Origin of the sequence: Thermomonas mangrovi, assembly GCF_028201335.1 — a bacterium.
GTDB classification, from domain to species: domain Bacteria; phylum Pseudomonadota; class Gammaproteobacteria; order Xanthomonadales; family Xanthomonadaceae; genus Thermomonas; species Thermomonas mangrovi.
On sequence record NZ_JAPEVV010000001.1, the window covers coordinates 463,473 to 477,523 of the forward strand.

The 14,051-nt window shown below is 68.1% G+C and carries 9 protein-coding genes; 7 read left to right on the plus strand and 2 right to left on the minus strand.

The window, feature by feature from the left end:
• Positions 1-31 precede the first annotated feature (31 nt).
• From prfB to ON759_RS02265, 4 genes are all read left to right on the plus strand, one after another.
• A protein-coding gene (gene prfB / locus ON759_RS02250) for a peptide chain release factor 2 (RefSeq protein WP_271678716.1) occupies positions 32-1,160 on the plus strand; the annotation gives its coding sequence in 2 pieces (ribosomal slippage) (positions 32-106 and positions 108-1,160; 1,128 coding nt in all).
• Positions 1,161-1,254: 94 nt separating this feature from the next.
• The gene (gene lysS / locus ON759_RS02255; protein WP_271678717.1) at positions 1,255-2,769 is read left to right on the plus strand and encodes a lysine--tRNA ligase; all 1,515 of its coding nucleotides are present in this window, start codon (positions 1,255-1,257) and stop codon (positions 2,767-2,769) included.
• 163 nt (positions 2,770-2,932) lie between these two features.
• Entirely contained in the window at positions 2,933-3,991 is a 1,059-nt protein-coding gene (locus ON759_RS02260) for a response regulator (protein ID WP_271678718.1), read from the plus strand.
• Between the two features lie 4 nt (positions 3,992-3,995).
• Complete coding sequence (locus tag ON759_RS02265) at positions 3,996-6,179, plus strand: ATP-binding protein (RefSeq protein WP_271678719.1); 2,184 nt, start codon at positions 3,996-3,998, stop codon at positions 6,177-6,179.
• A gap of 7 nt (positions 6,180-6,186) precedes the next feature.
• Here ON759_RS02265 and ON759_RS02270 read toward each other — a convergent pair whose 3' ends face one another.
• Complete coding sequence (locus ON759_RS02270) at positions 6,187-7,077, minus strand: crotonase/enoyl-CoA hydratase family protein (RefSeq protein ID WP_271678720.1); 891 nt, start codon at positions 7,075-7,077, stop codon at positions 6,187-6,189.
• Positions 7,078-7,244: 167 nt separating this feature from the next.
• Positions 7,245-8,924: an AMP-binding protein gene (locus ON759_RS02275; RefSeq protein WP_271678721.1), complete on the minus strand. Its 1,680-nt coding sequence runs from the start codon at positions 8,922-8,924 to the stop codon at positions 7,245-7,247.
• Between the two features lie 120 nt (positions 8,925-9,044).
• Between ON759_RS02275 and ON759_RS02280 the strand changes: the two genes are divergently transcribed.
• The 3 genes from ON759_RS02280 to ON759_RS02290 all read left to right on the plus strand — a co-directional run bounded on the left by ON759_RS02280 (position 9,045) and on the right by ON759_RS02290 (position 14,019).
• Entirely contained in the window at positions 9,045-9,500 is a 456-nt protein-coding gene (locus tag ON759_RS02280; protein ID WP_271678722.1) for a YybH family protein, read from the plus strand.
• A 693-nt stretch (positions 9,501-10,193) separates the two neighbouring features.
• Entirely contained in the window at positions 10,194-10,394 is a 201-nt protein-coding gene (locus ON759_RS02285; RefSeq protein ID WP_271678723.1) for a hypothetical protein, read from the plus strand.
• An 88-nt stretch (positions 10,395-10,482) separates the two neighbouring features.
• On the plus strand, positions 10,483-14,019 hold the full coding sequence (locus tag ON759_RS02290) for a class I SAM-dependent DNA methyltransferase (protein WP_271678724.1): 3,537 nt from the start codon (positions 10,483-10,485) through the stop codon (positions 14,017-14,019).
• Positions 14,020-14,051: the final 32 nt, after the last annotated feature.

The following is a 14,051-nucleotide window of genomic DNA, read 5'->3' on the forward strand; positions in this document are numbered from 1 at the left end:
CTCCACGGCCTTTTCCGCCGCACTTTCCCTCATGATCGAGCTCAATCCCATCCGAGCCCGCATCGCCGACCTGACCGGCCGGCTCGATGCGCTCCGGGGGTTTCTTTGACTACGACGCCAAGCGCGAGCGCCTGGAAGAAGTCGAACGAGAACTGGAACACCCCGATGTCTGGAACAACCCCGAGCGCGCGCAGGCGCTGGGGCGCGAACGGTCGATGCTGGACAAGACCGTCAACGGCATCCGCGACCTGAAGGACGGCCTGTCCGGCGCGCTGGAACTGCTGGAACTCGCCGAAATGGAGGACGACGAGGAGACCGCGCTGGCGGTGGTCGCCGACGTCGACCGCTTCGACAAGGGCGTCGGCCAGATCGAGTTCCAGCGGATGTTCTCCGGCAAGATGGACGGCGCCAACGCCTTCGTCGACATCCAGGCCGGCGCCGGCGGCACCGAGGCGCAGGACTGGGCCGAGATGCTGCTGCGCATGTACCTGCGCTGGGCGGAATCGCGCGGGTGGAAGACCGAGCTGATGGAAGTCAGCGGCGGCGACGTCGCCGGCATCAAGTCGGCCACGTTCCGGGTGGAGGGCGACTACGCCTACGGCTGGTTGAAGACCGAGATCGGCGTGCACCGGCTGGTGCGCAAGTCGCCGTTCGACTCCGACAACCGCCGCCACACCAGCTTCACCAGCGTGTTCGTGTCGCCGGAAGTCGAGGACGACATCGACATCGAAATCAACCCGGCAGACCTCAAGACCGACGTCTACCGGTCCTCGGGCGCGGGCGGCCAGCACGTCAACAAGACCGAATCGGCGGTGCGCATCACCCACGTGCCCAGCGGGATCGTGGTGGCCTGCCAGAACGGCCGCAGCCAGCACCAGAACCGCGACACCGCGATGAAGATGCTGAAGGCCAAGCTGTACGAGATGGAGATCCAGAAGCGCAACGCCGAGCGCGACGCGCTGGAAGCCACCAAGTCCGACATCGGCTGGGGCAGCCAGATCCGCAACTACGTGCTCGACCAGTCGCGGATCAAGGACCTGCGCACCGGGATCGAGCGCTCCGACACCCAGAAAGTGCTGGACGGCGACCTCGACGAGTTCGTGGAAGCCAGCCTGAAGTCGGGGCTGGAGGCGGGCGCGAAACGCAGCGACGCGGCCTGATGCTGCGATCCCGGCGGAAGCCGGGGTCCAGCCTTCCCGATCCGTCCGACACACACCTGGATCCCGGCGTTCGCCGGAACGACGAGCAAATCCCATGAGCGACGACACCCTCCTGCCGCCCGACGAGAACTTCCTGGTCGCCGAGCGCCGCGCGAAGCTTGCGGCCCTGCGCGCGGAGGGCATCGCCTTCCCGAACGACGCGCGCCGCAGCGACTACGCCGGCGACCTGCAGGACGAATACGCCGACGCCGACGCGTGGACCGGCGAGGCGCTGGAAGCCTCCGGCCGCAGCGTCGCCATCGCCGGCCGCCTGCTCGCCAAGCGGGTGATGGGCAAGGCCGCGTTCGCCACGGTGCAGGACATGAGCGGGCGCATCCAGCTGTTCCTGCAGTCGAACGCGCTGGGCGACACCTACGAGGCCTTCAAGGGCTGGGACGTCGGCGACATCGTGGCCGCGCAGGGTACGCTGATGCGCACCCGCACCGGCGAGCTGTCGGTCAAGGTGGCCTCGCTGCGCCTGCTGGTGAAGTCGCTGCGGCCCTTGCCGGACAAGTTCCACGGCCTGGCCGACGTCGAGCAGCGCTACCGCCAGCGCTACGTCGACCTGATCGTCACCCCCGAGGCGCGCGAGGTGTTCATCGCGCGCTCGCGCATCGTTTCGGCGATCCGCAGCTGGCTGGACGGCCGCCGTTTCCTGGAAGTGGAGACGCCGATGATGCATTACATCGCCGGCGGCGCCACCGCGCGCCCGTTCACCACCCACCACAACGCACTGGACCTCGACCTGTTCCTGCGCGTCGCGCCCGAGCTGTACCTCAAGCGGCTGGTGGTCGGCGGCATGGAGCGCGTCTACGAGATCAACCGCAACTTCCGCAACGAAGGCGTCTCCACCCGCCACAACCCCGAATTCACCATGCTCGAGCTGTACGAGGCCTACGCCACGTACACCGACGTCATGGACCTGACCGAGGGGCTGATCCGCGACGTCGCCCTCGCCGCGATGGGCCGCACCCGCTTCGAATGGGACGGCGAGGCGATCGACCTGGCGCCCGCGTTCCGCCGCTGGAAGCTGGAGGAAGCGGTGCGTGCGCTGAACCCGGAGATCTCGGTGGCCGACTGCCGCGACCGCGACGCGCTGGCCGCGCATTGCGCGCGCCTGAAGGTCCCGGTGAAGCCGGGCTACGGCTGGGGCAAGCTGCTGCTGGAAATCTTCGAGAAGACCGTCGAGACCGGGCTCATCCAGCCGACCTTCATCACGCATTACCCGGTGGAAGTCAGCCCGCTGGCGCGCGAGTCCGACAGCGAGCCCGGCATCACCGACCGCTTCGAGCTGTTCATCGGCGGCAAGGAGCTAGCCAACGGCTTCTCCGAGCTCAACGACCCCGAGGACCAGGCCGCGCGCTTCCGCGCCCAGGTCGAGGCGAAGGAGGGCGGCGACGACGAGGCCATGCACTTCGACGCCGACTACATCCGCGCGCTCGAGGTCGGGCTGCCGCCGACCGGCGGGCTCGGCGTCGGCATCGACCGGTTGGTGATGCTGCTGACCGGGTCGTCGTCGATCCGCGACGTCTTGCTGTTCCCGTACATGCGGCCCGCGCACGCGGGCTGAGGCGGGTGGCCTCTTCTTGCGCTGGCCTGCGTTCCGGGGATGAACGGCATGACGTGCGGCATGCGACGCTCGCCATGCCGACGGTACTTGCCATGATGGCGCTTTGCGCACAGGATGCCCCGACAGGTGGCCTGCTCAGAGGGTCGGACAGGGGGAACGACGCATGGATATCGTGATCGTCGACGACCAGGCATCCGCGCGCACGATGCTGCGGCACATCGTGCAGGACATCGGACCGCAACTGGACGTGCACGACTTCGGCGACCCGGGCGTCGCGCTGGATTGGTGCAACGACAACCGGCCCGACCTGCTGCTGCTCGATTACCGGATGCCGGGCATGGACGGGCTGGAGCTCGCCAAGGCCTTCCGCCAGCCGTTGCGCAACCGCGACGTGCCGATCGTGCTGGTCACCGTCGTCGGCGATGAGCCGGTGCGGCAGGCCGCGCTGGATGCCGGCGTCATCGATTTCCTGGTCAAGCCGATCCGCCCGCGCGAACTGCGCGCGCGTTGCCGCAACCTGCTGCAGCTGCGCCAGCAGTCGGAGTCGGTCAAGCAGCGGGCGCTGTCGCTGGAGCAACGCCTGCTGGCCAGCATGCACGAGGTCGAGGAGCGCGAGCGCGAGACCCTGTCGCGGCTGGCGCGGGCGATCGAGTTCCGCGACGCCGGCACCAGCGCCTACCTCGAGCGCATGTCGCACATCGCCGGCCTCATCGCCGAGGCGATGGGCCTGCCCGAGGACCAGGTCCGCACCATCGAACTGGCCGCGCCGCTCCACGACATCGGCAAGATCGCCATCCCCGACTCGTTGCTGATGAAGCCCGGCCCACTGGACGAGCAGGAACGCGAACGGATGAAGCAGCACCCGCGGATCGGCTACCAGCTGCTGCAGGACAGCCAGAACCGCTTCATCCAGGTCGGCGCGCAGATCGCGCTGCGCCACCATGAACGCTACGACGGCCTGGGTTACCCGGATGGCCTGGCCGGCGAGGACATCCCGCTGGAGGCGCGGATCGTCACCGTCGCCGACATCTTCGATGCGTTGATTTCGCCGCGTCCGTACAAGGAAGCCTGGAGCATCGGTCGCGCGGTCGAATACATCGGCGAGCAGAGCGGGCGGATGCTGGACCCGCGCTGCGTGGCCGCGCTGATGGACAACCTGCCGCGCGTCTACGACATCTGCGACCGCTACTCGCACGTGGCCGCGCACCCCGAGTGGCGTTGAGCCGGTGATGCGGGGGCTGCATTGGCTTCGTTCGCGCCTGCGCGGCCGCGCGGACAGCGAACACGCGCAGGTCTTCGTCCGCATCGCGATCACCGCGCTGTTCTCGGCCTACCTCGGGTGGGAGGTCAGCGACGGCAACCGCAACCCGGCGCTGTTCGCGACCTGGCTGATCCTGATCGGCGAGTTGGCGGGCGCGCTCGGCCTGCTGGGCGCGATCCTGGCATCGCCGGCACCGTCCGACGTCCGTCGCTGGATCGGCATGCTGCTCGACTACAGCGCCATGGGCGGGGTGATGTACCTGCAGGGCGAATCCGCCTCGCCGCTGTACGCGGTTTACCTCTGGGTGACCATCGGCAACGGCATGCGCTACGGGCCGCGCTACCTGTACAGCGGCACCGCGTTGGCGGCGCTGTCGTTCGCGCTGATGATGCGGACCACGCCGTACTGGCTGCAGAACCCCTACCTGTCCTGGGGCCTGCTGCTGGGGCTCATCGCGGTGCCGTTGTACTTCGCCTCGCTGCTGAAGGCCTTGACCCACGCGATCGAGGACGCACGCCGCGCGAACCTGGCCAAGAGCCGGTTCCTCGCCAACATGAGCCACGAATTCCGCACGCCGCTCAACGGCCTGTCCGGCATGTCGGAGCTCCTCGCCAGCACGCGCCTGGATCCCGAACAGCGCGGTTACGTCGAGACCCTGCAGGCGGCATCGCGTTCGCTGCTGTCGCTGGTCGAGGACGTGCTGGACATCTCCGCGATCGAGGCCGGCAAGCTCAAGCTCAAGCAGGAGGCATTCGCGCTGCGCGACCTGCTGGCCGAGATCGACCTGGTGATGCGCCCGCAGGCGCGGGCCAAGCAGCTCGACTACGTGGTCGAGGTCGATGCCGCGGTCCCGGACCGGCTGCGCGGCGACGCCGGCCATTTGCGGCAGGTGCTGGTGAACCTGCTGAGCAATGCGATCAAGTTCACCCCGACCGGCGAAGTGCGGCTGGAGATCGCCGCCAACGGCAGCCCGCAAGGGGGCAGCCAGCGGTTGCGCTTCACCGTGACCGATACCGGCGTCGGCATCCCGGCCTCGGCGCGGGCGAAGTTGTTCGAGGCCTTCGAGCAGGCCGACAATAGCCTGTCGCGCAAGCACGCGGGCAGCGGCCTGGGGACGACCATCGCCAAGGGCCTGACCGAGGCGATGGGCGGCTCGATCGGATTCGAAAGCCGGGAACACGCGGGCAGCCGGTTCTGGGTGGAGCTGCCGTTCGAGCTCGTGGCCGCCGAGGTCTCGGCCAGCGTGCCCGCGGAGCAGGGCGCGTCCCGGCTCGAGCCGATGCCGCCAAGCGAGGCCGCGCGCAATGTCATCGCCTTCAGCGATCCGTTCCTGCGCCATCGCGCACGGGTCCGCCCGTTGCGCACCCTGGTCGCCGACGACCACGCGGCCAACCGGATGGTGTTGCAGGGCGTGCTGCAGAAGGCCGGGCACCGCGTGTTCGTCGCCGACGACGGCGAGGCCGCGCTCGACGCCCTGGCCGCCAGCGAGTTCGACCTGGCGCTGGTCGACCTGCACATGCCCGGGCTCAGCGGCGTCGACCTGATCCGGCAGTTGCGGGTGATGGAGGCAGGCAGCCCGCGCCGCACCCCGGTGGTGGTGCTCAGCGCCGATGCCACGCCCGAGGCGGTCCAGGCCTGCACCAGCGCCGGCGCGCGTGCCTTCCTCACCAAGCCGTTCGTGGTGGCGCGCCTGCTCGACGTCATCGCCGACATCGCCGCCGGCACCAGCACCTTGCCGATGGTGGAGGATGCGCGCGCGCATGCCGCCATCCCGCCCACCAGCGAGATCCTGGATCCCGCGGTGCTGGACGAATTCGCCTCGCTGGGCATGGGGGCCGAGTTCGAAGCCGAGTTCGTCGGCCAGTGCGTGGCCGATGCACGGGTCGCGGTCCAGCGGTTGCGGATCGCGGCAGGCGCGTCCGACTGGGAGCAACTGCGCGAGCAGGCGCATGCGCTCAAGGGCATCGCCGGCAACATGGGCCTGGTCCAGCTGGCCGCGCACAGCGGCATGCTGATGAAGATGACCGGGCTGGAACTCGGGCGGGACTGGGCCCGCCACGCGGATACGCTGGCCGAGCGCCTGCGCGCCGGCGAGCAGGCGCTCGCTGCGCGCGGCCGCTGGCAGCCCGCGCGCGAGGAGCGCAACTGAGCCGCGATCAGGCGGTCGCGGCGTTCGGCTCGGCGTGGCGCTTGTACTGCGCGCGGACCAGGCGTTCCATCGTGCGCAGCGGCTTCTCGCCCAGCTGCATCGCGGTGTCCACCCAGACCTCGGTGATCCCCATCATCTCCTCCAGGGTCACCGGCTGCGACATCGCGCGCACGCGGTGCATGGCCGCGCGTGCATGCGGAATGCGGCGGTTGGCGCGGATCACCTCGTCGACCGCCTGCTGGCCCTGGCCGCGCGGGGCGAGCACGTCCACCAGGCCCATCTTGTAGAGGTCTTCGCTGGCATAGACGTCGCCGCTGAGCATCATCTTCTCGGCCTGGTGCGGCGGGATGCGCTTGCACAGGAAAGAGTAGGCGCCCATGCCCGGGAACAGGTCGAACAGCACTTCGGGCAGGCCCATGCCAACGCCTTCCTCGGCCACGATGGTGTGGCAGCTCAGCGCGGCCTCGAAGCCGCCGCCCAGCGCGTCGCCCTGGACCAGCGCGATGCTGTGCGCGCCGGCATCCAGCCCGGTGTGGAAGGCATGCACGCCGCGCACGCACTGGCGCGCGTAGGTCAGCAGCGCGTGGCGGTCCTGGCGGCGGATCGCATCGCAGAAGTATTCGAGGTCGCCGCCCAGGTTGAAGGCATCGCAGTCGGAGGCCAGCACCACGTGGCGCAGGGGATCGTCGCCGTTGCTGCGTTCGCGGCGCAGGCGGTCGGCCAGGCTCCACTGGTACTGCAGGATTTCGTTGACCAGCGCCGGCTTGAAGCAGGCACGCCCCGGCGCACGCGCCAGGTCGGCGTGCATGTGACACCAGTGCACGCTGGCGTCGGCGTTCTCGGTGACACGCAGGGTGGTGTAGCGGGGGACGGGGGACAGTTTCTCGATGGTGACCATGGCAGCGCTCCGGGCGATAGCCGCCGGCCCGGGCCTGCCGGCGGTCATAGGACAGGGGACAAGGACCCGTGCGGGCCTGTATGCGCCCAAAACGCCCAAAGCGCAAGGCGCCGGGAGCGGTCCATCCCGCGCCCGGCGCCTTGGGTCACGCGGCCCTCACGCCGCGATCACGCCGCCTTGGGCGGGTCCCGCAGTTCCTTGCGCAGGATCTTGCCGACGTTGCTCTTCGGCAGTTCCTCGCGGAACTCGACGTGCTTGGGCTGCTTGTAGCCGGTCATGTTCTCGCGGCAGAAGGCCTTGATCGCATCCGCGGACAGCGCCGGGTCCTTCTTGACCACGAACACCTTCACCGCCTCGCCGGACTTGTCGTCGGGCACGCCGATCGCGGCGACTTCCAGCACGCCCGGCATCATCGCGATCACGTCCTCGACCTCGTTCGGGTACACGTTGAAGCCGGACACCAGGATCATGTCCTTCTTGCGGTCGACGATGTAGAAGTAACCCTGCGCATCGACCCGCGCCATGTCGCCGGTATGCAGCCAGCCATCGGCATCGATGACCTTGGCGGTCTCCTCCGGGCGCTGCCAGTAGCCGCGCATCACCTGCGGGCCGCGCACGCACAACTCGCCGACCTCGCCGCCCGCGACCAGGTGGCCGTCGTCGTCCTTGATGCAGACCTCGGTGGACGGCACCGGCAGGCCGATCGAGCCGTTGTACTCGCGCAGGTCCAGCGGATTGATGCAGACCGCGGGCGAGGTCTCGGTCAGGCCGTAGGCCTCGGCCAAGGTGCAGCCGGTGACCTGCTTCCACTTGTCGGCCACGGCGCGTTGCACCGCCATGCCGCCGCCCAGGGTGAGGTGCAGCCGGGAGAAATCCACCTGGTCGAAGCCGGGCGTGTTGAGCAGGCCGTTGAACAGCGTGTTGACGCCGGTGATCGCGGTGAACGGCACCGACTTCAGTTCCTTCACGAAGCCCGGCATGTCGCGCGGGTTGGTGATCAGGTGGTTGTGCGCGCCGAACTTCATGAACACCAGGCAGTTCGCGGTGAGCGCGAAGATGTGGTACAGCGGCAACGCGGTGATGATGACTTCCTCGCCCATCTTCGCGTTGCCGCCCACCCAGGCCGCGGCCTGCTGCATGTTGGCGATCAGGTTGCGGTGGGTCAGCATCGCGCCCTTGGACACGCCGGTGGTGCCGCCGGTGTATTGCAGGAAGGCCAGGTCCTCGGGGCCGATGGCGACCTTTGGCAGGGTGTGCATGCGGCCGAGGGTCAGGGTGTCGCGGAAGCGCACCGCGCCCGGGATGTCGTAGTCGGGCACCATCTTCTTCACGTGCTTCAGCACGAAGTTGACGATCGCCCCTTTGGGGAAGCCCAGCAGGTCGCCGAGGCCGGTGGTGATGGCGCGCACGCCCGGCATCTGCGCCAGCACGTCCTGCGCCACGTTGCCGAAATTGTCCATCACCAGCAGCACGCTGGCGCCGGAGTCGGCCAGCTGGTGCTTGAGCTCGCGGGCGGTGTACATCGGGTTGGTGTTGACCACGGTCAGGCCGGCGCGCAGCACGCCCAGGATCGCGATCGGGTACTGCAGGCAGTTGGGCATCATGATCGCGACGCGATCGCCCTTCTTGAGCTTGAGCTCGCCCAGCAGGTAGCCGGCGAAGTCGCGGCTCATCCGGTCCAGGTCGCTGTAGGTGATCGACTTGCCCATGTTCGAGAACGCGGTCTTGCCGGCGAACTTCGCCAGCGCGGCCTCGAACACGTCGGGGATCGCGGAGAACTCGTTCAGGTCGATCTCGGCAGGCACGCCGGCGGGGTAGTGGGCCAACCAAGGACGTTCGGAACTCATGCGCATTTCCCCTGCGTGCGTGGCGCCGCGCGAATGCGGCGGCGTATGGATTGCACCCGATTTGAGCATAGGCTCCAATGACTGACAAGGCGATCCGCCGCGTCGTCGAGGCATGCCGCAATGCAGCAATTCCGCGGGTTCCAGGTGATCGGCAGGCTGGCCTGCATGGGCCTGTTGCTCGTGGTGTCCGCCTGTTCGCGCAGCGATCCGGAACAGGCCGTGCGTGCGCAAGTGGATGCGTTGCAACAGGCCATCGATGCCCGCGACGCCGGCGCGGTGGAGGATCTCCTGGCCGAGGACTTCATCGGCAACGAGGGCATGGACCGGCGCGGCGCGAAGCAACTTGCGGCCGGCGTGTTCCTGCGCCATCGCGAGATCGATGCGCGGCTCGGCCCGGTGACGGTGGAACTGCGCGGCGAGGGCGAGGCCATCGCCCGCTTCAGCGTGCTCGCCACCGGCGGCTCCGGCGGCCTGCTGCCGGAGCAGGGGCAGGTCTACCAGCTGCAGACCGGCTGGCGCCTGCAGGACGGCGACTGGAAGCTGCTCAACGCAAGCTGGACGCCGTCGGGCGTGTGAGCCCTCACCCCAGCCCTCTCCCGCAAGCGGGAGAGGGGGCGATCACGCCTGCGGGCGAGGTCGCGCCGCTTTTCACCTCTCCCGCTTGCGGGAGAGGTCGCGCCGCAGGCGCGGGTGAGGGCATCGCGACATGCCAAACGACGCCCTCACCCCAACCCTCTCCCGCAAGCGGGAGAGGGGGCGATCACGCCTGCGGGAGAGGTCGCGCCGCTTTTCACCTCTCCCGCCTGCGGGAGAGGTCGCGCCGCAGGCGCGGGTGAGGGCCCGGGAAATGGTGTCGGAGTGGATTTTTCGCCCGTGCGCCACGGCCGCTCGCAGACCCCATCGAAAAACTCCACGCTGACTCCATTTCCGCCACGCACCTCGCCGCAAGCGCCGTCCACGCCCCAACAAGCGGCATGCGCCTCGCTTTGAATGCCGTGCACGCCCCAAAAAGCGGCGTGCACCTCGCTGCAAGCGCCATCCACGCCCGCCGCCTGCCGCATGCACCTCGCTGCAAGTGCCGTGCATGCCCGAAAAAGTGCCGTGCACGGACCAAAAAGTGGCATGCACCTCGCTCGAAGTGCCGTGCACGCCCGAAAACGTGCCGTGCACGCCGCAACCAGCGGCATGCACGGAGTCCCCGCGTGCGTCGCAGCCGCTGCGATGGGCGTGCGTTCCACTCGCGGCCCCGTCCACGCCGCCGAGGGCTGCATGTCCCTGGTGCCCTGCCTGTCCTGCGAACGCCCGGTCTCCACGCTGGCCACCGCCTGTCCCGCCTGTGGCGCACCGGTGCTGGACGACACCCCCGGATGCCTGTCCGTGATCCTGGGCCTCGCCTATGCCTGCCTCCTGCTGCTGGGGCTTGGCGTGGGCCTGCTGTTCCTGGTCGCGCTGGTCGCCGTGCTGCTGTGAGCGCGCCGATGCGGGAATTTGTCACACGGCGGCGCAACGCGGATGCGCCATCCGGCCCCGTGCGTTAGCCTCCGAGGGGGGAGGGGACATGACGGACACGGACGTGGCGGCCGCGCAGGCCTTCATCGACAAATGGAAAGGGGTGGCGGCCAGCGAGCTGTCCACCTCGCAGAGCTTCCTGATCGACCTGTGCGAGCTGCTGGGCGTGGACCGCCCGCATCCCACGCCCGAACAGGACTACATGTTCGAGCGCCCGCTGACCTTCCAGCATGCCGACGGCAGCACCAGCCCCGGCCGCGTGGACCTGTACCGGCGTGGCGCCTTCGTGCTGGAAAGCAAGAAGATCAAGGCCGGCGCGCATACCCGCGGCTTCGACGAAACCATGCTGCGCGCGCATTCGCAGGCCCAGGCCTACGCCCGCGCCCTGCCGGCCGTGGAGGGCCGCCCGCCGTTCCTGCTGGTGGTGGACGTGGGCCACCGCATCGAGGTGTTTTCCGAGTTCAGCCGCAGCGGCGGCAACTACGTCCCGTTCCCCGATCCGCGCAGCCACCGCATCGCCCTGGACGACCTGCGCGACCCCGCGGTCCGCCAGCGCCTGCGCAGCATCTGGCTGGACCCGCTGGCGCTGGACCCCAGCCGCGAATCCGCCCGCGTCACCCGCCAGATCGCCGCCCGCCTGGCCGAGCTGGCGAAGTCGCTGGAGCAGGCCGGCCACGCCCCGGAAGCGGTGGCGCAGTTCCTGATGCGCTGCCTGTTCACCATGTTTGCGGAAGACGTGCGCCTGCTGCCGGCCGACAGCTTCCGCACCCTGCTGGCCACCCACCGCGAGCGCCCCGACGTGGCCATGCGCATGCTGGCGCAGTTGTGGCAGGACATGGACGGCGGCGGCTTTTCCGCGGTGCTGGCGGAAGACGTGCTGCGCTTCAACGGCAAGCTGTTCAAGCAACCCGACACCCTGCCGCTGGACATCGCGCAGGTGGACCTGCTGATCGAGGCCGCCCGCGCCGACTGGAAGCATGTGGAGCCGGCCATCTTCGGCACCCTGCTGGAGCGCGCGCTCAGCCCGCAGGACCGGCACAAGCTGGGCGCCCACTACACGCCGCGCGCCTACGTGGAGCGGCTGGTCCTGCCCACCGTGATCGAGCCGCTGCGCGCCGAATGGAGCGATGCCCAGGCCGCGGCGTTCACCCTGGTGGCGGAAGCCAAGCAGGACGAGGCGGTGGCCGAACTGCTCCGCTTCCACCATCGCCTGTGCACCGTCCGCGTGCTGGACCCGGCCTGCGGCTCCGGCAACTTCCTCTACGTCACCCTGGAGCACCTCAAGCGCCTGGAAGGCGAAGTGCTGGGCGCGCTGGACGACCTGGGCCACCGCCAGACCGGCCTGGCCCTGGGCGGCGAGCGTGCGGACGCCGCTGCCGGCGAAACCGTGGACCCGCACAACCTGCTGGGCATCGAGCTCAACCCGCGCGCCGCCGCCATCGCCGAAGTGGTGCTGTGGATCGGCTACCTGCAATGGCACTTCCGCACCCGCGGCGACGTCAACCCGCCGGTCCCGGTGATCCGCGATTTCCGCAACATCGAGAACCGCGACGCGGTGCTGGCGTACGACCGGGTGGAATACGTCACCGACGCGGCCGGCGTGCCGGTGACCCGCTGGGACGGGGAGACGATGAAGCTCTCGCCGGTCACCGGCGAGAAGATTCCGGACGAGACCGCGCGCAAGCCGCTGGAGCGCTACGTCAACCCGCGCAAGGCCGCGTGGCCGCAGGCGGATTTCGTGGTGGGGAATCCGCCGTTCATCGGCAACAAGCGGATGCGGACTGCGCTGGGCGATGGGTATGTCGAGGCACTACGTGCGGCCTGGGAAGATATCTCCGGAAACGTAGACTTCGTGATGCTCTGGTGGCATCGCGCTGCGTCCTTTGTTCTGTCAGGTCAATTGGGGTCTTTCGGCCTAATTACAACAAATTCGATAACACAAGTTCAAAACCGGGCAGTAGTCGAGCAGCAAATGCAAAGAGGGATTTCGATTTCATTCGCGATCCCAGACCACCCGTGGGTGGAGGCCACGGATGGAGCTGCTGTCCGAATAGCTATGACGGTTGGCAGGATGGGCGATGATCAAGGCCGACTTGGAGTTATTGCTGAGGAGGGAGATGCAGCGACTGATGGGAGTGCCGAGGTCACTATCAAATGGATGAGGAATCGAATTCATTCGAACCTCTCTGTTGGCACGGACATCACCAAGGTCGAGCCACTTAAGGCCAATCGTGGCATTTCAGCAATGGGCGTGATCCTGGGTGGTCATGGTTTCTTCTTGCCTGAAGACGATGCCGATGCAACAACAGTCGCGGCGATCAATGCAAACGTTGCAAGTCGATATGTTTCAGGTACGGATCTAGCGAAAGCGCAGAGGGGACGCTACGTCGTCGACTTCACTGGACGGACTGAGGAAGAAGCTAGCCTTGCATGTCCAGCAGCCTACCAATGGGTGCTAGATCGCGTTAGGCCCGGCAGATTGCAAAACAGGATGGGGAAGCGGGCGCAGAAATGGTGGATATTTGCATCTGATGCACCCGAAATGCGTAGGGCGATTGATGGACTACCGCGCTTCATAGCCACACATAGAACTGGGAAGCATCGCTGTTTCAGTTTTATCGGAGCTGGCAGTCTTGCTGAAAGCAATGTTGTAACGATTGCTACGGAAGATTCGACACTTCTTGGCGTTCTCTCGTCTTCAGTTCATATCCGCTGGGCAGCCCGCGCAGGTGGAACTCTAGAAGACCGGCCGCACTACACGAACTCAACTATTTTCGAGCCGTTCCCATTTCCCAAAGAGCCAGTTAATGCGCGTATTGCACCTGTAGCCGAACACCTCGACGCCCACCGCAAACGCCAACAGGCCGCCCACCCCGATCTCACCCTGACCGGCATGTACAACGTGCTGGACAAGCTCCGCAGCGGCGAGCCGCTCACCGCCAAGGAGCGCACGCTCCACGAACAAGGCCTGGTCTCGGTGCTGCGCCAACTGCACGACGACCTCGACGCCGCCGTGCTCGACGCCTACGGCTGGTCCGACCTGCTGCCGCTGCTGCGCATGGCCCACGGAAACGATGCCCCCGCCGACGGCCAGACCCGCGACGACGCGAAGCGCGCCTTCGACGAGGCCATCCTCGAACGCCTGGTGGCCCTGAACGCCGAACGCGCCGCCGAAGAAGCCCGCGGCCACATCCGCTGGCTGCGCCCCGAGTTCCAGAACCCGCAACACGCCCGCCCCGAGGCGCCGGCAGACGCCGTGCCGGAGCAGGGCGATGCCTTCGCCCACGCCGACGCGGACACCGACGACGACAACCCCTCTCCCCTTGCGGGAGAGAGTGGCGCGCAGCGCCGGGAGCGGGGAACGCCCGACAGGCCCATCCCCTGGCCCAAGGACACCGTGGCGCAGGTCCGTGCCGTCGCCGACGTGTTGGCCGCCAGCCCCGCGCCGCTGTCTTTGGACGACATCGCCGCGCGCTTCACCGCCCGCGGCCCGTGGAAGAAGCGCCTGCCGCAACTGCTGGACATGCTGGTGGCGCTGGGGCGCGCCGAACCCCGCGAGGGCGGGGTGTATGGGGTGGGGCGGTGAGGCGCGCCTTGAGCTGACTGCACAACGTATCG